The sequence below is a fragment of the Flaviflexus sp. genome, assembly GCF_052087705.1.
GTDB lineage: Bacteria > Actinomycetota > Actinomycetes > Actinomycetales > Actinomycetaceae > Flaviflexus > Flaviflexus ciconiae.
Map to the genome: position 1 here is coordinate 68,987 of NZ_JBQCYC010000009.1, position 18,307 is coordinate 87,293.

The window sequence follows — 18,307 nt, forward strand, 5'->3', positions numbered from 1 at the left end:
GTGACCCCAGCATCCTTGATCAGGTTGTAGATGGGGCAGCGGCGCTCGGTCTCGTTCACGAGGACTCCGAACTGCTCAATGTCGAGGTCAGCGGTGATCTTGACCGATCCTATGACGGTCTGGAAGTGCGGGGAAACGCCCTCCACACCTTCAAAGCCGCGAAGGTCCAGGGTTCCGGTGATCTCAATGTCGACACCGTCGATCTCGTAGCCACGTTCGGCAGCAACGGTTTCGATGACGACAGCAATGCAACCCTCGAAGGCTCCGATGAGGTACTGGAAGGGGTTCGGACCGGAGTTGTTACCGCCAAGCCCCGTGGGCTCGGAGACTCGGAAGTTGAACTCTCCGGCGATGATATCGGTGCTTGCCTGACCGACCCAGGTTCCGGTCGTGGTGAGGGAAATGAGCTTCGGCTTGGTCTGGGTAGCGAGTGTAGTCATGATCTTTTTCCTTAAGTTTTTAGTTTTTGGGTGCGCTGACGCCCGCCCACACTTCGTGGGACATTACGGGTACGCAAAACAGCGCCTTTTACTGATTGGCGATGAGCAATATCGAGACTGCTCCGTTGAGCTCTGTGGCTACTGCGGCCTCACGCCGCGACGAACATTCGCATTCTGTCCTCCATCGAACCTGGCATTAGCACCCGCTCCGGATCTCGAAAGGTTGCTGCAGCGTCATAGAGCCAGGACTCTCGACTGCTCGCGATAGTGGTTCCAGATTAAGGGCGTCAACCCCTGCCGTCTATGCATTCCAAACTTTGAACAGACTGCGCAGAACAGACTTCCCGCCGCACCCAGAACAGCCGTGGACAGGTTTCTAACAACAAGAATTGCTACAGATTCCAGCCACTTCCCCCGCATTTACCCCCTCGGCATTCACGTACGATTGGGCTATGAGCAATCCGTGGGCCCTGTATGACAATCTCATTGACGCGATCGATGCGTCGGCCAAGGTTTCCGACTACCAGGTCGGCAACATCTGGACCCGAGTCACAGCAGATGATGGGACAAGCGGCGTTGCGATGACAACCGATGTACGGACCCGACCATCAATCTCCACCGAGTCGCTGATTGGCCGACCGCTGAGGGAAGCCGCAATGCTGGTGCGCTCCTGGAACCTGGCGGAGGCGGGTATTGGCGTTGCCGCGATCAATGCCTGGCACAATCATCCAGGGCGCATCCCGTCCTGCGGTTATCGTTTCCCCGAGAACACCGAAGGAACCGAAGGTGCCTTCGACACCTACGCCGAACTGGTTCAGGGTAAGAAGGTCGCCACGATCGGCCACTTCCGGTTTATCGAGAACCGCTTCGAGGGAGTGGGTGAGCTTTCCATCATTGAGCGCAGACCCCGGGACAACGACTACCCGGATACGGCAAGCGAATTCATTCTGCCGGACCAGGACTTCGTCTTCATCACCGGATCAACGCTCGTCAACAAGACACTCCCCCGCCTACTCGAGCTTTCCCAAGATGCCTACGTCGTCCTCACGGGACCATCATCAACCATGTCACCAATCCTCTACGACTACGGCGTGAACGGGTTGTCAGGACTCGTGTGCACCGACCCGGAGCACCTCACCGAGATTCTCCGCGGCACCGGACGCGGCTTCCCGAGTGCAGCCGGAACCATGGTCGACTTCGCAAAGGTCAAACCAGAGCTGTAAACCTCGTTCGTTCTGGCAACGCCAGCAGACATAAGTGCAAAGCAAGACTCACGTCATTGAAAAAAGCCTCTGGTTGCGGACCAGTTACAGGGCGGACATAGGCTGTCGGTACTGGCTGACACTACGGAGCTAGGCGCTCCCAAGCCCACGCGCGATCAACGACGCGGTAGCGGATCCTGTCGTGGAGCCGGTCGGGCCTGCCCTGCCAGAACTCCAGGACCTTGGGCCGTACGAGGTAGCCACCCCAGTTGTTCGGCCGGTGGGGCTCCTCACCAGATCTCTCCAGCTTCTCCACCTCATCGAGGAGTACCTGCCGACTTTCGATCACCTGAGACTGCGGGGAGGCAAGAGCGCCCCGACGAGAGCCGATCGGGCGAGAGTCAAAGTACTTATCCGATTCGACATCGGTGATGCGCTCTGCCCGCCCCTCGATCCTGACCATGCGGTCGAGCGAAGCCCAGTGGAAGTTCAGGGCAACCCTCGGGTTGACCTTGATCTCAGCGGCCTTGCGGGAGTCGTAGTTCGTAAAAAAGATGATGCCCTCGGGGGTTACCTGCTTCGCGAGAACAACCCTGCTAGATGGACCACCATGCTGATCCGCGGTCGAAAGCACCATCGCATTCGCGTCACGCTCGTCAGACTCGACGACTTCCGCCAGCCACTGATCAAAAAGGGGTTTCGGGGACGAAGGAAGGTCCGCCTCGTTCAGTTCCCCGGACTCGTAGCTACGTCGCATATCTGAGATGTCCATATGAGCATCCTATGCCCCATACCCGACCCCCGAAAGACCAGAATCTCGGGGAAAAATCAGCGAGGAGATCACGTGAGCGGTCTCTTTGCTGGTCGTAGTCGTGACGCCACTTTTTGGCTCCCGCCCACATGGTGGATGCTGTTGCCCAAGTCGAAACAACTAACCTACGATTCAGTAACCTACTGATTCGTAACTGTGAAAGGTGGCCTGTGACCACTCCCAACATTGCCGTCGGCGTACTGTCCGACCGGATTCCGTTCTCCCGCGCCCGTGATATCGCTCTTGTCGCGGGCGGTGCGATCTTTGTCGCTATCGCCTCCCAGATCGTGATCCCTCTCGGATTCACGCCCGTGCCTCTCTCCCTTTCAACCTTTGCGGTCATCCTGACTGGCGCAGCCCTTGGCCCGGTCAAGGCCACTCTGTCGCTTTCGCTGTACATGCTGGCCGGAATGGCGGGGGCACCGATCTTTGCGGAGCAGAGTAGCGGATGGGAGTCGGCGTCCTTCGGCTACATCATCGGCTACATCCTTGCCGCGGCAGCCGCCGGCAAGCTTGCCTCCAAGGGCTTCGACCGCTCTATCGGCAAAACTGCCCTTCTGGTTATTGCCTGCTCGGTCCTGATCTACGCCGTTGGCCTCCCCTGGCTCATGGCATTCACGGGGGCAGATCTTGTTCAGGGACTGGAAATGGGAGTTGTTCCCTTCCTCTTTGGTGACGCCATCAAGGGAGCCGCCGCCATAGCACTCCTGCCCGCCACCTGGCACCTGATCGGCAAGAGCAAGTAAGCATCCCCGCTCTTCGCACAGCCCTCGGATATTTGCCGGGGGCTGTGTTGTTCCCGAAAGCAAACAGGGGGCACACGAGCCGGGAGGCTCCGTCCCGGCAAGCATTCGCACGCCTCACCGCCCTGCCTATCCGGGCAAAGCAAAAGGCCCGAGCGCATTGCTCGGACCTTCCCTGTACCCCGTACCGGATTTGAACCGGTGTTACCGCCGTGAGAGGGCGACGTCCTGGGCCGCTAGACGAACGGGGCCCTAGATAACAACGTATGAAATTATCTGTAGACAGCTTGCGCTATCCGTACCCCGTACCGGATTTGAACCGGTGTTACCGCCGTGAGAGGGCGACGTCCTAGGCCGCTAGACGAACGGGGCCTATAAGTCTCCGAAGAAACTTGCTGGGGTACCAGGACTCGAACCTAGACTAAATGAACCAGAATCACTCGTGCTGCCAATTACACCATACCCCAAGGGTTTGCCCGCAACCTCGGTCGCGCGCAGAACTAAACTCTACCGGCTCCCTATTTTGTTGGCAAAACCGTTGGGGGTGAAGGTGGTCACGGTCCGTGAAGCACCGACAGTTTCGTACCAAAAGCCCTCCGCAGCGCCCTTCCTCCCCCCGCCACCGCACAGTCGAATTCGCCCTCGTAGAACAGTCGCATTCGTTCCCATAAGAGTCGACTCGGCTAAGAAACGACCCGGCTCATTTCTGAACCGGGCCGTTTGCTTCAGCCTTATGCTCTTTGTGCGGCGTCACCGCGTAATGCTCAGCTAATCGCTGTTACCGCTTCACTTACTCTGCGGAACCCAGTTGCTCGACAAGCCGCTTAAGGCGGGTGATGGATTCATCGCGTCCGAGGATTTCCATGGAGTCGAAGACCGGCAGGGAGACGTTCGTGCCGGTGATGGCGACGAAGAGCGGCGCGAAAGCCAGCCGCGGCTTTATTCCCATGCCGTCGATGACGGCGGTGGACATGGTGTCCTTAATGGACATGGCAGTGAAGTCTGCAAGGACAGACAGGTTCTCGATCGCCGCATTCAGAACCTGGGGCGCCGTTTCACCAAGCTTGTTCAGGGCCTTCTCGTTGTACTCGATTTCAGTGGAATTCTTAAAGAGGAATCCCATCATCGGGCCGGCCTCGGAGAGGACCTGGATGCGGGTCTGGGCAAGCGGTGTAGCGGCGTCAACGATCCGCTTCTCTTCAGCTGTGAGGCCGTCGTAGCTATTTGCGGAGACGGAGCCTCCGAGGAAGGGGACGAGGCGGCGGGCCAGGTCGTCGACGCCGAGGCGACGAATGTGCTCGGCGTTGATGGCGATGGCCTTCTTCTCGTCGAAGCGGGCCGGGTTCGGGTTGACGTCATTGACGTCAAAGGCTTCGATGAGTTCCTCAACGGTGAAGATGTCGTTGTCGGGTGCAATCGCCCATCCCAGCAGTGCCAGGTAGTTGACGAGGCCCTCGGGGATCATGCCGTTGTCGCGGTGCAGGAACAGGTTCGACTGCGGGTCGCGCTTGGAGAGCTTCTTGTTCCCCTCACCCATGACATACGGCAGGTGGCCGAAGGTCGGTACCTGCTTAGCGATACCGAGGTCCACGAGGGCCCGGTAGAGAACAACCTGGCGGGGGGTGGAGGACAGCAGATCCTCGCCGCGGAGCACGTGAGTGATCTCCATGAGAGCATCATCGACCGGGTTGGTGAGGGTGTAGAGGGGCTGTCCGTTGCCGCGGACAATGACGTAGTCGGGGATGGAGCTGGGGCCGAAGGTGATCTCGCCACGAACAGCATCATCAAAGGTGACGTCTTCATCTGGCATGCGAATACGGAGAACGGGTTCGCGGCCCTCGGCACGGAAGGCTGCCTTCTGCTCTTCGGACAGGTCGCGATCAAAGCCGTCGTACCCGAGTTTGGGGTCGCGTCCCGCGGCCCGGTGACGGGCCTCTACTTCTTCGGGCGTGGAGAAGGACTCGTAGGCGTAGCCGCCCGCAACGAGCTTCGCTGCGACATCCGCATAGATGTCCATGCGTTCGGACTGGCGGTAGGGTCCGTGGGGTCCGCCGACCTCGACGCCTTCATCCCAGTCCATGCCGAGCCACTTCATGGCGTCAAGCAGCTGGTGGTAGGACTCCTCCGAATCACGTTGAGCATCGGTGTCTTCGATGCGGAAGACGAAGGTGCCACCGGTGTGGCGAGCATAGGCCCAGTTGAACAGGGCGGTGCGGATGAGCCCGACGTGAGGGGTCCCCGTCGGCGAGGGGCAGAAGCGAACGCGTACATCAGTCATAGGGCAAGACTACCGCGACGAGAGTGCGGACGAATCTCCTGGGGCCGTAGAGTTGACGTATGTTCGACAACATCACACCCGAATCTCTCCGTGCCACCGGCTCCGTTAAGTGGACTACCTACCCCAACACTATTGGCATGTTCATTGCCGAAATGGACTTCGGAGTACCCCCGGTTGTCACCGAAGCGCTCACCAAGCGAGCAACGAACGGCGCCCTTGGCTACCTGACAGGTGCCATGGCAGATGATCTTCGTGACGCGACAGCCGAGCTTATGGAGCGGGACTACGGGTGGAGCATTAGACCCGAATCGGTTTACCTATTCCCCGATGTGCTGGCAACAATGCGGGAGACTCTCCGTCATCTCGCCACCGAGGGCCCGGTTGTTGTTCCCACACCCGCCTACATGCCTTTCCTTGGTTTGCCGGGAGAAGAGGACCGCGAGCTCATCGAGGTGCCTTCCACGATCCTGAACGGCCGCTGGGAGCTCGACTACGAGGGAATCGACAGCGCCCTGTCGGGTGGCGGACTGTTTGTTCTGTGCAATCCGTGGAACCCGGTCGGACGCGTTCTGGATCGCGATGAGCTTGAGAAGATCTGCGAGATCGTCGACATGAACAACGCTTACGTGTTCTCCGACGAGATCCACGCACCGCACGTCTTTGACGGCACCCACATCCCCTACGCCACGATTTCAACCACGGCCGCCAACCACACGGTCACGGCAACATCCACCTCGAAGGGCTGGAACACCCCGGGCCTGAAGAACGCTCAGCTGATTGTCGGCGAACCCTTCCAGGAGATCATCAAGGCACCGGCGGGCCTAATCGAACGGCAGATCTCCACCGTCGGTGTGGAATGTGCGATCGCGGTGTACCGCGATGACTCCGAGTGGACCAAGAACGTCAGGGATCAGCTCGACCGCAACCGCAAGACGGTCACCGAACGAATCAACAACATCCCAGGCCTGTCCACCATCCAGTCCGAGGGCACCTATATTGCCTGGATCGACGCTTCCGGGATCGCCGACAAGGTCGACTCGCCAGCCCAGTTCTTCCGTGAGCACGGCGTTGCCCTCACCCCCGGTGAGAGCTGCGGCAAGGGCTACGAGGACTATCTCCGCCTCGTCTACGGCACCACCACCCCAATCCTCAACGAGGCACTCGACCTCATGGAACAGGCAGTTGCCGGCCTCAACAGGTAGACCCGTAGCTGGGTGGGCTGACGAGGAAATAGTCGAGGCATGAGTACCGAAACGGGGAGGGTCGCAGTTGCGATTCCCTCCCCGTTCCAGCATGTTCAGCCGTTGTTTTATCGGCAGTTGGTTCTCTCGGCAATAGCTTCTCTCGGCAGCGGCTCGCCGTTGGCCTCTCGGTCGCGCCTGACGTGCACGGTGTCTTTTAGACCCTGCTCGCCACGAGCTCCACATTGTCAGCTGGTGCGGAGCTGGTTGGTGAGTTCGCCGATGCCTTCAACTTCGACGGTGACGGTGTCGCTCTCGGACATGATGCCAACGCCCGCGGGGGTGCCGGTCAGGATGACGTCGCCCGGGAGGAGCGAGAAGGCGTGGGAAATGTAGGAAACAAGTTCCTTCACGCCGGTCAGCATGTCGTTGGTGTTGCCATCTTGGCGGAGCTCACCGTTGACGGTGGAACGAATGGCCTTGTTGGACGGGTCGTAGTCAAGGTCGATGACCGGTCCGAGCGGGCACGAGGTATCGAAGCCCTTGGCGCGGGCCCACTGGGGCTCGGCGCGCTGAGCATCACGAGCCGTGACATCGTTCGCTGCCGTGTAGCCGTAGATAACATCATCGACGCGCTCCACCGGAACGTCCTTGCAGGGCCGACCAATAACCACGGCAAGCTCGGCTTCGTAGGAGATTTCCTTCGCCCATGACGGAGCAACGATCGGGTCGTCGGGTCCGATCACCGAAGTGTTCGGCTTGAAGAAGAGAACGGGAATTTCGGGGACGTCCCCTCCCATTTCCTTGATGTGGTCCATGTAGTTCTTGCCCACGCCGATGACCTTGGAGCGGGGAATGATTGGGGACAGCAGGCGGGTGCCCTTGCGGGGCAGGCGCTGGCCGGTGGTATCCAGTCCCTGGAAGATCGGGTCGCCAGCAAGGACGATGTATTCGTCCGTGTCGTGGTCGACGATGGCGTAGCGGGGGCCGGACTCTAGTGAAATTCGAGCGATCTGCATGAGGTAAGCCTAGCGTGGCAAGATGGCTTCGATGCTGATCTTGTCTGTAGAAACCTGGTGGGCCCTCTGTCAAAGGCACGAGGCCCGCGCCCGTGCACGCTCAGCGGCCCATGAGCAGCGCAGGAAGAAGCACGAACGGCACGCGGTTGAGGACTTCCTGTGGGAGTACTATCCGCTCCGCCCCGGCATTCTTGCCCGCTGGAACCCCGGCGCCACCGTTGCCATCCAGCGTCCACCCGACGGTCATCCCGCTCTTCCCGAATATGAAGCAAGGTTGGAGTGGCGCTGGCACCGCGAAGAAGACGGGCACCTGTTCCTCGATCTGGAACAGTTTCGAGATGCTCGTGCGCGCGGCATTCGGTTTGTTCACGATCTTGCCAGAGCAATCCTTAGCCGCACCCCAAAGTTTTCCTGCTTTGGCTGGCACGAGTGGTGCATGGTTTATGGCGGGGATAAACGGCACGACATTCCGTTGCGCCTCGGACAGGAAGGAACCGATCAAGCGGTCGAGGCGGCAACCATTGCCTGTACTCATTACGATGCATTCCGGTTCTTCACCGATGAGGCAGTCCCCCACAACACGCTCTATCCCACCCGGGAGAAGGCTCTTGAGTTGGAGCAGGGCGGGTGCCTGCACGCGAACATGGATGTTCTCAAATGGTGCCTCCAACTCGGTCCCGCAATCCCCGGCGATCTGCTCCTCGATGCTTACGATTTGGCGCGGGATATTCGGTGGATGGACATGGCGGCGGCAGCCTACGATCTCTCCAATCTGGGTGTTGAACCGATCCGGATCGAAACCCCGCAGGGCAGAAGCCAGTATGCGGCGCTGCAGAAGAACTTTGCCGCCAGGGCAAAGCCGCTCCGCGAGCGCCTTCTTGCCCTCACCTCCCATATCGGGGCCGAGGATTTGCCGCCCGCCGAGCCGTGGGCCGTGAAGCCGACGTCGATGGCGCCTGCCTGATTCGTTTTTGATGCATACCAAGGGGCCGGGCTCGAGGGTTGATTCCCCCGGGCCCGGCCCCTTGCTTGTTATGTGTACGTGTTGGCCCTTCTACCGCCTGAGCGGTGAAGGTGGTGCCGCCGGGCCGGCTCGGCTCACTCAGGTGGCCGTGGCCGAGCCGACCGCGGTGCGGTGTGGCGTTTACTCTTCCTTGCGGCGGTTGGTGCCGAGGATGAGGACGCCTCCTGCGAGGGCCGCCATTCCGCCCACGGCGAGCAGCCATGCGGAGTTGGCGCCCGTGAGGGGCAGCTGCGGTGCCGGCGGCTTGGGAGCCGGCGGCTGTACGGGAACGGTTGCTTGCTTGCCGGTCACGTCAACGGTCACGGAGTCGGACTGTTCGGTTTCCTTGATCCAAGCGGTGTTCGTGTATTCGATGGTCTGGCCGACGCGCGCTTCGAGTTCGAGGGCGTAGGTGAACTCTGTCGCTATGCCCTCCTCGTTCCACATTGCCGTGCCGATGATGACCGGGTCGGCGGTGGTACGAGTCTTGTCGTCCAGAACCGTGATCTCCATGTTCGTCTCTTCGTCGAGTTCGTAGTCGACGGCGTTGACGACCTGGGCGGTCTTCGTTTCGAGACGGGAGTTCAGGTATTCGATAGCTGCGGTGGTCGAGCCCGTGTATGAGTCGGGTTCGCCGCCACATGCGTAGTCGACGTAGGCGATTCCGTTGACGCCGTCCGCTGCCGCGGGGACGTGAACCTGGAAGCCCGGGGTGTCGAGGTCGACATCTTCGGTGAGGATCTCACAGGTGAGTCCTTCGAAGCTGACGGTCTGTTCGACGGTCACGTAAGCATCGGTGAACTCGTTACGGTTCTCGATCTTGACGCTGCCGAGCAGTTCGTGGTTCGAGTCTTCGAAACCATCGGGGGTCACGGCGACCACGTACAGGAGAAGGGCATTGCCTCCGCCGTCAACGGTCACTTCGGACTTGCTGGCTGACTTGTCGATGTCCCAGAGGTATTCGCGGTCGTAGGAGGCCGCGTTCACCGCATCGAGATTAACGCCAACGCTCAGCTCGGCTTCTGTACAGATCTCGGTGGAGACGCTGCTTGATGCTTCAGCCAGGGCTACTACTTCGGCGAGCGGGCTGAGCAGGCTGGTCGGGCTGATGACGTCAACCTCGCCGTCACCATCAGCGCCTGCCATTGCGAAGTCGAGCCACGCAGTGTTCTCGATGACGATACACTGTCCGGCTACTCCCTCGTGGGTGAGGGTGTAGGGGAACTCGATGGGCGTGCCATCTTCGTTCCATTCGGCGTCGCCGAGGACAACCGGGTTGGCCGGGTCGGTCTTGTCATCCATGACGGTGACGGTCTTGTCGGTCTCAACGTCGACAATGAAGTCCACGAGGACAAGGTCGGTGAAGAGCTCACCCTTCGACGTCACCTGTGCCACGTTCGAGGCCTCGTACCAGGGTTCCTCATCGAAGGAACACTCGTAGGAGAAGACCATTGTCGAATCAGCATCGACCATCGCGTCGCCGTCCGTTACCACGCAGGTGGCGCCGGGAATGTCGGTGACGTCAACGACCGAGACGGGAACCGCATGGTAGAGGTTCGGGTTCGTCACGCTGATTTCTCCGAACATTTCCCATCCGTGATCCGTGAAGCCGTCGGGGATGGCCTGGACGAGGTAGTCGAACTCTGCTGAGCCATCTTCCTCGTCGATGGTTAACTCCTCCAGGTCAACCGACTTGGCGATATCCCAGTGGAAGTCGCGGTCGTAGGTTGCGAGAACGGTCTTTTCCACGTCGAGGTCGAGGCTGACGCAGAGCGTCGTGTCGAGGCTCGTTTCGGGGTACTCACCTTCGATGTCGATCCAGGCGGTGTTCGTGTAGTCCACGCACTCGCCAGGGATTCCGGTCATGGTGAGATCGTACGTGAACGGGATAGCAAGGCCATCCGCATTCCAGTCCGCTGTTCCGAGGTTCACGGGAGCAGTCGGGTCGGTCTTGTCATCCATGACATCGACCGACTTGTCGAATTCTCCATCGAGCATGAACTCAACGTCCGCGGTATCCGTGAAATCACCGATCTCGGTGCTGACAGTTGCCGTGTTGACACCGTCGTACTCGGGCTGCGTGGCAAACACACAGTCGTAGTCGAGGGTGACGGAGCCACTGGCTTCGACCACAACGCCTTCGCCGTCAACGACGGTACAGACAGCATCGTCGGAGACATTCACGCTATCGGTGACGTCGACGGTGATGTCCTCAAAGTCGTTCGGGTTGGTGACGGTGATCGTTCCGGACATGGCCCAGTTCGAATCCGTGTAGCCACCCGGGATTGCTTCCACCGTGTAGTGGAAGGTTCCTTGGCCCGTTGCGGAGTCGACATCGAGTTCGGTCTCGTCGGCCGACTTCTCGATATCCCACTCGTAGGTGCGGTCGTAGGAAGCATCGACGGACTTCTCAACGTCGAGCGGTGCATGCATGCAGACCGTCGTCATCGAGGAGTCTTCGGCTCCAGCGCCCTCAATCCAGGCGTTGTTGGTGTAGTCGACGCAGGTTCCGGCAGTGCCCTCGAGTTCAAGGGTGTAGGTGAAGACACCGGGGGTGCCGTCCTCATTCCAGGTGGCCGTACCAAGCAGATTCGACTCGCCGGCAACGGTCTGGTCGTCGTAGACGTTCACGACGTCGTTGATCGGGGTCTGACCCCAGTCATCAACATCGATGTCGGCCGTGCCGGTTGCCGAGATGCTCGGCGTCGAGTAAGTATCAGCCCAGGTCACGGTCGCCGTGTTGACGCCGTCGTAGTCGGGCTGGCTGTCGAACGTACACGAGTACGGCAGGGTCACCTCACCGGACTGCGGAACGACGACACTTGTGCCGCCAGCAACCGTACAGGTTGCCCCGCCGCCGATATCGACCGTGTCTGTCACGGTGGCCGTGACATCCATCCACTCGTTCGGGTTGGTGACGGTGATCTCGCCAGACATCTGCCATCCGGAGTCAGTCCAACCATCGGGTGCCGAACGCGGCGTTGCCACGATCGTGTAGGTCACGCTTGCGAGCCCGGTATCGGGATCGGCAAGGATCTCGGTGGCGTCAGCATCCTTCTCAATGTCCCACAGGTAGGTGCGGTCGAAGGAGTGGATGACGTTCTTGGAGACCTCAAGGTCGGCTCCGGCGCAGGCAACCACGGACTCGGTGTCCTCGGATTCCGTCTGAACGACGGTGCCCGTGTTGTCGTAGGTGATGCACTGGCCAGCTACCGCCGCCAGCTCCTCGCTGTACGTGAAGGTCTTCGGGGACTCGGCTACCGTGGCGGTGCCAAGATCCTTCACCTCCGGGGTACGTCCGGTCATCGTGTCGGTCACGTCAACGGTGTCGTTGGTGACACTGTTCGCGGTGAACGTGAAGTCCTCGGTGTAAACCAGTTCTTCCTCACCCCACGACATTGTCATCGTGTTCTCGTACGTACCCTCAACATCTGTTCCCGAAGGAATGGTGCAGGTGTAGTCGAGCTCAACAATGTCCTCGTTATCGAGAGTGATCTGCAGGCCGTCGGCCGTCGTATCCTCGTCGAGCGATGCTTCGTCATCGAATGAACAGACGGCTCCAGCGATGGAGATCTCCCCGTCGACCGTCGCCTGGATTGGGGCGGCCTCCGTGTTCGGATTCGTGATTCTGACCGTGCCGGTCAGTGCCTTGTTCGTGTCGATCGGGTCCGAAGCGGTTGCAACAACCTCGTAGTCGGCCGTCACGGTGCTGTCACCGGCAACATCAAACCGGGTCTGATCGGCGGTCTTCTCAACATCCCAGTCGTAGTCGCGATCGTATGATGCATCCACGGTCTTGATAAGAGTCAGATCGCTGCGGTCACAGACGTAGATCTCGAACTCGGCTGTCGGATCATCGTCGCCAAGCACCTCCACCCAAGCGGTGTTGGTGTAGTCAACACATTCGCCCGGGGTCGCATCGAAGGTCACCGAGTACTCGAAAGTCATCGGAGCGTCCGCAATCGTTACGTCACCGAGGTAGACCGGGTTGGGCGGATCGGTCTTGTCGTCGTAGACGCTGACCGTTGTGTTGGGTTCGGAATCAACCATGAAGTTGACGTCAACCGGGGCACTCGAAATGGTCGAGCCATCACCGAGAGTAACGGTCGCCGTGTTCGTGTGACCGGTGTAGTCAGTTTCGGCGAGCGACGTGATGTCACAGTCGTAGCCGACAACCGTTGAACCGGAAGCCGGTACGGAAACCTGAACTCCTGCCACCGAGGAATCAATGTCGGCGGTCGGATCGACCACACAGGTGAGCCCACTGATGGAAGTCGCGTCAGAAACGGTGACAACAACGGGAGCGAAGTTGTTCGGGTTCGTCACGGTGATGTCACCGGACAGGCTCCAGTTACTGTCCGTGTAACCGTCGTAGTCAACGGCCACGATGTAGTCGAATGTTGCGGTGCCATCATCGCCAACTACCTGACCCCAGTGGTCGCCCGTCGGGAGGTACTTGTCGATCGCCCAGTGATGTTCGCGGTCATAGGCGGCGGTCGCCGTCTTCGACACGGTCACATCGGCTTCGCGACATCCGGAGATGGTCTCGGAATCGCTGCCAAGGACAACATCGTCGTCACCGATCATTGTCGCCGTGTTGGTGAAGGGCTGGCAGAGGCCGGCCGTACCGACATTCCAAATCACCTCATAGTCGCGATACTGCTCACCCTGGCCCACGCTGACGTTCCACGGCGCCAGGAAGGTGTAGTGGGAGTCCGTGATCTGAATGGTTTCGTTGGCCGGGGTCATATCCCAATCAGCATCGACCACGTTCACAACGTCCGAGGTCGAATCAGAGGGCGTGGAGGCCGCATCACTATCCCAGTTCACGACAGCGGTGTTCGTTCCCGTGTAGTTCGGCTGCTGCGAGAACGAGCAGTTGTACTGGAACGTCCACGTCGTATCGCTCGGGATCGTCGTCTGGAATCCGGCCATGACCGGGTCAGCATCAACGATGGCAGTGTTGCCCTGGACGCCTGTGACGGTGCACTGGGCTCCCGGGCCGAAGTCGGCATTGTCGAGAACGGTGACGGGAATGTCCTTCCAGTCGTTCGGGTTGGTGACAACAATCGTGCCGTTCATCATCCACGAGCTATCGAGGTAGCCATTGGGAGTGACCGTCACGCGGTAACCAACCGTGACATCACCGGTGTCCGGATCTGCCATGTACGGGCCAGCACCAATAGCGGACTTGTCGATCTCCCAGTCGTAGGAGCGCCCGAAGCTCTGAGCGGTGGTCTTGTCGATCGTCAGATCGGCACCGGCACAAATATCCAGGCTTTCCGTATCAAACCACGGGGTTCCGCCAATAACGGCCCGGTTTGAGTACGTCGTACAGGTCCCGGAAGGCGGGGTCACTGTCTCCGTGTAAGTGATCGGACGGACCTTGCCGACTCCGGCAGCACCGTCCTCCCAGACAAGATCCCAGTTACCGACCGATTCGCCATTCAAGGCATCGTGGACGGTGATGCCCTTATTGATTTCCGTCACGTCGTACGTGAAGGTCACCGGGTCCTCTGCGGATCCGGTGCCGGCAGAACCGGGATTATTGAACTGATCCTCGGTTTGAGGATAGGTCGCACGATCCCATTCAACCGTCACCGTATTCGTGTCGGTTGCCATGGTCGGCTCGGTCGTGAGCGCACAGCTGTAGTCGTAATCGCTGGAGCTACCTGCCGCCACCTCGATTTGAATTCCGGCCGTGGCAGGATCAATGTCGGTGAGCCCCGTGATCGTGCACTGATTGCCGCTCGCGAGAGTGTCGCTCACCGTTGCAACCATGGGACGGTCGTTCGGGTTAGTGATCGTAATCGCGCCGCTGACCGAACCTGAGGTCATGGTGCGGGCTTCCTGAGTCACGTTCAACGTGTAGTTCAGATCAACAGACGTTCCATCGGGAACATTGTGATCCGACTTGTCAACAGACTTGTCAATATCCCACGTGTGGTCGACCGTGTAACTGCCGGCTGCCGTCTTTGCGACGGTAAGCGGCTCGTACAGCGTGACTTCCTCATTGAGGACGTTACAAGAAATAGCCTGGGTTCGACCGGCAGTGAAACTGAAGCCAGTATCGCCCACATTCGTCACCGGTATCGTAGCCTGCGTCGTGTTATCTCGACAGACAGCGTTCTTACCGTTCTGTTGAAGGAGCTGATAGCCAGGTTTCTGTGTTTCTTGAATCTGGACATTCACGGTATCTTCGGTCGGGTGGATCACGTCAAAGTTGACGGCACCATTCGACGCAGCAGTAATTCCTGATGCTGGGTCGAAAGTAGTACCGGAGGTTGACGACGAAGCTGAGAACTCCCATCCACCGGCCGGAGCAGTAACGCCAGTAGCGTTCTTGACTTCCTTTACGACCGATACGGTTCCACGGCAGTCCTCTTCAGCAAGATTCTTCAGGAAGTCCGTCAGATCGCCGTAGTTTGCAACCGTGTAGTAGTAACCGTCACCAGAAATCGCACGAATATTGTTGGCGTCGATACCGAATCCGACACCGACACCAAGAATCGTCGTGCCAGCGGCTTTGAGGTTATTGGCGGCAGTGATTGCACGGTTAAGCGGCGAGTTATCGCCGTACCCGTTCGGCCGGTTTGGGTAACCATCAGTAATAAAGAGTGCAATATCGTAATCGGCGTTTTCCTCACGGACGAGCCGCAGCGGATGCTCCCAGTTAGTCAAGTCACCGGGATAGGGAACGTTGGCGATGGTTGTCCGCACGCCTTCCGCACCGGCCGCAGTCGCAACCTCGCGCTTGGTGGCATTTCGATAGCCATTTGTGGAGAACGAATAGACACCTACCTCTGACGGAGTGCCCTCAAGGGCCGTCACAACAGCACTTGCTGCAAGCCTTGAATTACTCACATCCGAAGAAGACAGTGACCCCGACATATCAAGAACGATCGCTACGTCCACGCCACAGCGGTCCGGAAGCGGAGGGTTCGGGGCCGGATTTACCTGCGGTGCCAGGTCGTTGATATTGAGGGGTATCCCCTCGGAATCAAGCGGTCCAAGCACTTCCCGATCATTCAAAGGCTCGCGGTCCTCCCCCTCGTCCTCCACCGGTGGAGTCCCTGGGTTAATTGGAACGCGAGTGTCACGAGCTGCCACCGGAGCGGGTTCTTCCACCACGGGCTCCGCGGGCTCTTCAACTTCATCAGCAGGTTCCGGGGCAACCGGTTCTGCTGGTTCGGCAGGTTCTGCCGGCTCAGCGGGTTCTGCCGGGTCGGCCGGCTCCGCTGGTTCTTCAACTGGTTCTTCAACGACGACTTCGTCGTCCATGAGTTCATCGAGGAGACTGACTTCGTCCTCCTCGCCGGTGAGGGGCTCTTCGACGTCCCTCGAGTCGTTCAAACTAATATTCTCAACATCGAGAAGGTCATCGGGAAACCCATCGTCGGCCGACGCCGGGATGTAGCCTCCACCAAAGGTTAGGGACGCGACAAGCATTCCGGACATCATTGCCCCGAATGTTGTTTTCACCGCCTTCTTTTTCATTGCGCGAGTCAACATTTGGTGATCGCGCGGCCTCCTTGTCCCACGCGGTCCGCGCGGGGGACTTTCTTCTGATCGTCTATTCAACACGGGATCTCCCCAAGATTTAGGAGTGTATAAATGATAAAAGTGGGCATGCTTGCGCGCACCCAGCTTTAGGAGATGGAGCCAAATGTAAAATGCGCTCCACAACGAACCCGGACACGTACGGATCGTCACGTCAATACAGTGCCGTTGCCAAAACACTACTCAGAATCACGACATCCAGACAGCATCCAGACTAAATGTGATGCATTTCACACTAATTCCGCTAGACATCTAATTGTCACTAAGCTACCCGCTGTGGGATAGGCATGACGGCACCCACAAGCAAACTAACTGAGACGTTTCGGCCGCAATGTGCGAACAAAACGCGAGACCCTGCCCTGTCGTGCAGGTGTGCCCCGGGCATATGCATAGAGCATCCTCCGGCTTCTTTACGCCCACCAGCAAGCAAAGGGAACATAGTTCGACCGGAATATTCCCGTGGCGGAGCCGGTTTTTGGTCGGTGTTGACTGTACGGAAACCTACGTCAACCCAGGATTCCCCACCGGATTCTCAGGCGGGTCGCAGGATTCGCCTGGGCGGGGACGGATTGTCTCGTTACGGAAACACACATGTCTCGTTCATTCTGCTGCTGGGTCGGCTGGAGGTTAGCAGCAGGGATCCATGCCTGCAGGTGCCACTTACCGGCGTTAGCGCCTGGGAGTATCCTCCACTTAATCGACAGTACCGGCATAGAGATATACGCCGAGAGTTTCGCGGTGACTCCCCCGGTCAAGGACAAGGTTCAAGCCCTCACTGGACGCCCGTGTCATGCCTTGCTTGTCGTAGAAGCCGAAAGAGCAGAAAGAGTCGGTATAAAGGTAGAAGTCAGTCCTGCCAAGGCTGCGCAGGTGTTCCACGTAATCGGAGTAGAGTTGCGTGCCAACGCCAAAGCCCCTCATTGTCGACCTAACGGCAAAGAGCGTGAGTTCATCCGTGAGGGGACTGCGAGCCTTCTTTCGGAGCTTCCGGTAAACGGGCCCGAAGGCAAAGTATTGGCGGATCGAGTTCCACTGCGATAGGCCGGCGATACTGGCGCGAAACACCTTCTTACCCGCAATGAGGCGATTCTTTCCACGGCCGCCCAGGAACGGCCGCCCAGCAACCTGCCCCATGATGACACCCACAACGTGCCCGTCCCTCACGGCACCCCCGGTCCAGCTGCTCGCCAAGAGGCGTTCGCGCAGATATAGCTCAACGGCAGCATCGAGGAGGAGTTCACCGGTGACATAGCGGTAAATGTGGAACGCGTCGTTGATGATCTGCTTCAGGTCCGCGGCGTCTGCCTCCCGAAAGGGACGGTAAACGATCTCGCTCACAGCACACCCCCTTTCTCCTCGTGACGCGCGGCTCGCAGTGAAGCATCGAGCCAAGATGTCTAAAGGTCTAGAACTCCCGGACGGTCATCGTCGACGAAATCTTACTCGCGTCGGACCAGGCAAGGATCCATTCGGGCACCTGGCGGTCCGATGGGAAGCCGCCGGCTGTTGCCTCAAGCTCATCGTGCTCAACGCTTCCGCCGCTCTTTTTCAGGAACCTGGTGCGGATAATTGCTCGAGCATAAACCGTGTCGCCGCTGGTAAAGGTCTGTTCGAGGAATCCCCACTTGTCGTCAAAGCCGATAACGCGGGTGTGAACATCAAACTTCTGACCGAGCTTCAGGGACCTGCGGTAGCTGATCGTCTGTCCTGCGACGACCGGGTACCAGCCGCGTTCGCTCAGGACATCCCAGAATCCCGACCTAATCATGAGGTCCATGCGGGCCAGGTCCAGGATCGACAGGTACTTGCCGTTGTTCATGTGGAACAAGATATCCAGGTCCGAAGGAGCGACACGGAACGGTGTTACCGCCGTATCCCACAGCGACAGCCGCGACCTTCGTGGGGATTGGATTCGCAGAGCCAACAAACGTAGCAGCAGGTTCATAGCACCGGGGTCCTTCGCGGCAGGGAACTAATCGTTTCCCTAATCTATCGCCATCTCCACCCGAACGGGCAACCACCACAGTCTGAACCGGGAGTTACTGGTTACGGATGTTTCCCTGTCCCCAA

The 18,307-nt window shown here is 59.1% G+C and carries 11 protein-coding genes, 3 tRNA genes and 1 riboswitch; of the genes, 4 read left to right on the top strand and 10 right to left on the bottom strand.

Annotated features, from left to right (window positions below; all coding sequences use genetic code 11):
• On the bottom strand, positions 1–440 hold a 440-nt coding region (locus ACTHUY_RS06520; protein ID WP_441678200.1), incomplete at its 3' end, for an OsmC family protein.
• A gap of 178 nt (positions 441–618) precedes the next feature.
• Positions 619–711: riboswitch (SAM riboswitch) on the bottom strand.
• A 181-nt stretch (positions 712–892) separates the two neighbouring features.
• Between ACTHUY_RS06520 and ACTHUY_RS06525 the strand changes: the two genes are divergently transcribed.
• On the top strand, positions 893–1,663 hold the full coding sequence (locus ACTHUY_RS06525) for a Rossmann-like domain-containing protein (RefSeq protein WP_441675622.1): 771 nt from the start codon (positions 893–895) through the stop codon (positions 1,661–1,663).
• 121 nt (positions 1,664–1,784) lie between these two features.
• Here ACTHUY_RS06525 and pdxH read toward each other — a convergent pair whose 3' ends face one another.
• Positions 1,785–2,414 (bottom strand): pyridoxamine 5'-phosphate oxidase, encoded by a 630-nt coding sequence (gene pdxH / locus ACTHUY_RS06530; protein ID WP_441654641.1) that lies wholly within the window; start codon positions 2,412–2,414, stop codon positions 1,785–1,787.
• Between the two features lie 209 nt (positions 2,415–2,623).
• On the opposite strand from pdxH, the gene ACTHUY_RS06535 reads away from it, so the two are divergent.
• A complete protein-coding gene (locus ACTHUY_RS06535) occupies positions 2,624–3,199 on the top strand; it encodes a biotin transporter BioY (protein ID WP_441654642.1) in 576 nt (191 codons plus the stop codon).
• 175 nt (positions 3,200–3,374) lie between these two features.
• Here ACTHUY_RS06535 and ACTHUY_RS06540 read toward each other — a convergent pair.
• The 4 genes from ACTHUY_RS06540 to gltX all read right to left on the bottom strand — a co-directional run bounded on the left by ACTHUY_RS06540 (position 3,375) and on the right by gltX (position 5,474).
• Positions 3,375–3,447 (bottom strand) — tRNA-Glu (locus tag ACTHUY_RS06540).
• Positions 3,448–3,495: 48 nt separating this feature from the next.
• Positions 3,496–3,568, bottom strand: a tRNA-Glu gene (locus ACTHUY_RS06545).
• A 23-nt stretch (positions 3,569–3,591) separates the two neighbouring features.
• A tRNA-Gln gene (locus ACTHUY_RS06550) sits at positions 3,592–3,663 on the bottom strand.
• A 323-nt stretch (positions 3,664–3,986) separates the two neighbouring features.
• On the bottom strand, positions 3,987–5,474 hold the full coding sequence (gene gltX / locus ACTHUY_RS06555) for a glutamate--tRNA ligase (RefSeq protein WP_441678201.1): 1,488 nt from the start codon (positions 5,472–5,474) through the stop codon (positions 3,987–3,989).
• 59 nt (positions 5,475–5,533) lie between these two features.
• Here gltX and ACTHUY_RS06560 point away from each other — a divergent pair, with 59 nt between their 5' ends.
• Positions 5,534–6,676, top strand: a complete 1,143-nt coding sequence (locus tag ACTHUY_RS06560; protein ID WP_441654644.1) for a MalY/PatB family protein — start codon at positions 5,534–5,536, stop codon at positions 6,674–6,676.
• Between the two features lie 227 nt (positions 6,677–6,903).
• Here ACTHUY_RS06560 and ACTHUY_RS06565 read toward each other — a convergent pair whose 3' ends face one another.
• Positions 6,904–7,674 (bottom strand): fumarylacetoacetate hydrolase family protein, encoded by a 771-nt coding sequence (locus ACTHUY_RS06565; protein WP_441654645.1) that lies wholly within the window; start codon positions 7,672–7,674, stop codon positions 6,904–6,906.
• Positions 7,675–7,696: 22 nt separating this feature from the next.
• Here ACTHUY_RS06565 and ACTHUY_RS06570 point away from each other — a divergent pair, with 22 nt between their 5' ends.
• On the top strand, positions 7,697–8,638 hold the full coding sequence (locus ACTHUY_RS06570) for a hypothetical protein (protein ID WP_441654646.1): 942 nt from the start codon (positions 7,697–7,699) through the stop codon (positions 8,636–8,638).
• Positions 8,639–8,818: 180 nt separating this feature from the next.
• Here ACTHUY_RS06570 and ACTHUY_RS06575 read toward each other — a convergent pair whose 3' ends face one another.
• From ACTHUY_RS06575 to ACTHUY_RS06585, 3 genes are all read right to left on the bottom strand, one after another.
• Complete coding sequence (locus tag ACTHUY_RS06575; protein WP_441678204.1) at positions 8,819–16,174, bottom strand: VWA domain-containing protein; 7,356 nt, start codon at positions 16,172–16,174, stop codon at positions 8,819–8,821.
• A 756-nt stretch (positions 16,175–16,930) separates the two neighbouring features.
• The gene (locus tag ACTHUY_RS06580) at positions 16,931–17,575 is read right to left on the bottom strand and encodes a hypothetical protein (protein WP_441678206.1); all 645 of its coding nucleotides are present in this window, start codon (positions 17,573–17,575) and stop codon (positions 16,931–16,933) included.
• Positions 17,576–17,642: 67 nt separating this feature from the next.
• Positions 17,643–18,182 (bottom strand): acyl-CoA thioesterase, encoded by a 540-nt coding sequence (locus ACTHUY_RS06585; RefSeq protein ID WP_441678208.1) that lies wholly within the window; start codon positions 18,180–18,182, stop codon positions 17,643–17,645.
• Between the last annotated feature and the right edge of the window lie 125 nt (positions 18,183–18,307).

Excerpts from the sequence above, each read along its gene's own strand:
- ACTHUY_RS06525 (WP_441675622.1), top strand. The coding sequence starts at position 893 with ATGAGCAATCCGTGGGCCCTGTATGACAATCTCATTGACGCGATCGAT.
- pdxH (WP_441654641.1), bottom strand. The coding sequence starts at position 2,414 with ATGGACATCTCAGATATGCGACGTAGCTACGAGTCCGGGGAACTGAAC.
- gltX (WP_441678201.1), bottom strand. The coding sequence starts at position 5,474 with ATGACTGATGTACGCGTTCGCTTCTGCCCCTCGCCGACGGGGACCCCT.
- ACTHUY_RS06560 (WP_441654644.1), top strand. The coding sequence starts at position 5,534 with ATGTTCGACAACATCACACCCGAATCTCTCCGTGCCACCGGCTCCGTT.
- ACTHUY_RS06565 (WP_441654645.1), bottom strand. The coding sequence starts at position 7,674 with ATGCAGATCGCTCGAATTTCACTAGAGTCCGGCCCCCGCTACGCCATC.
- ACTHUY_RS06570 (WP_441654646.1), top strand. The coding sequence starts at position 7,697 with ATGGCTTCGATGCTGATCTTGTCTGTAGAAACCTGGTGGGCCCTCTGT.
- ACTHUY_RS06575 (WP_441678204.1), bottom strand. The coding sequence starts at position 16,174 with ATGAAAAAGAAGGCGGTGAAAACAACATTCGGGGCAATGATGTCCGGA.
- ACTHUY_RS06585 (WP_441678208.1), bottom strand. The coding sequence starts at position 18,182 with ATGAACCTGCTGCTACGTTTGTTGGCTCTGCGAATCCAATCCCCACGA.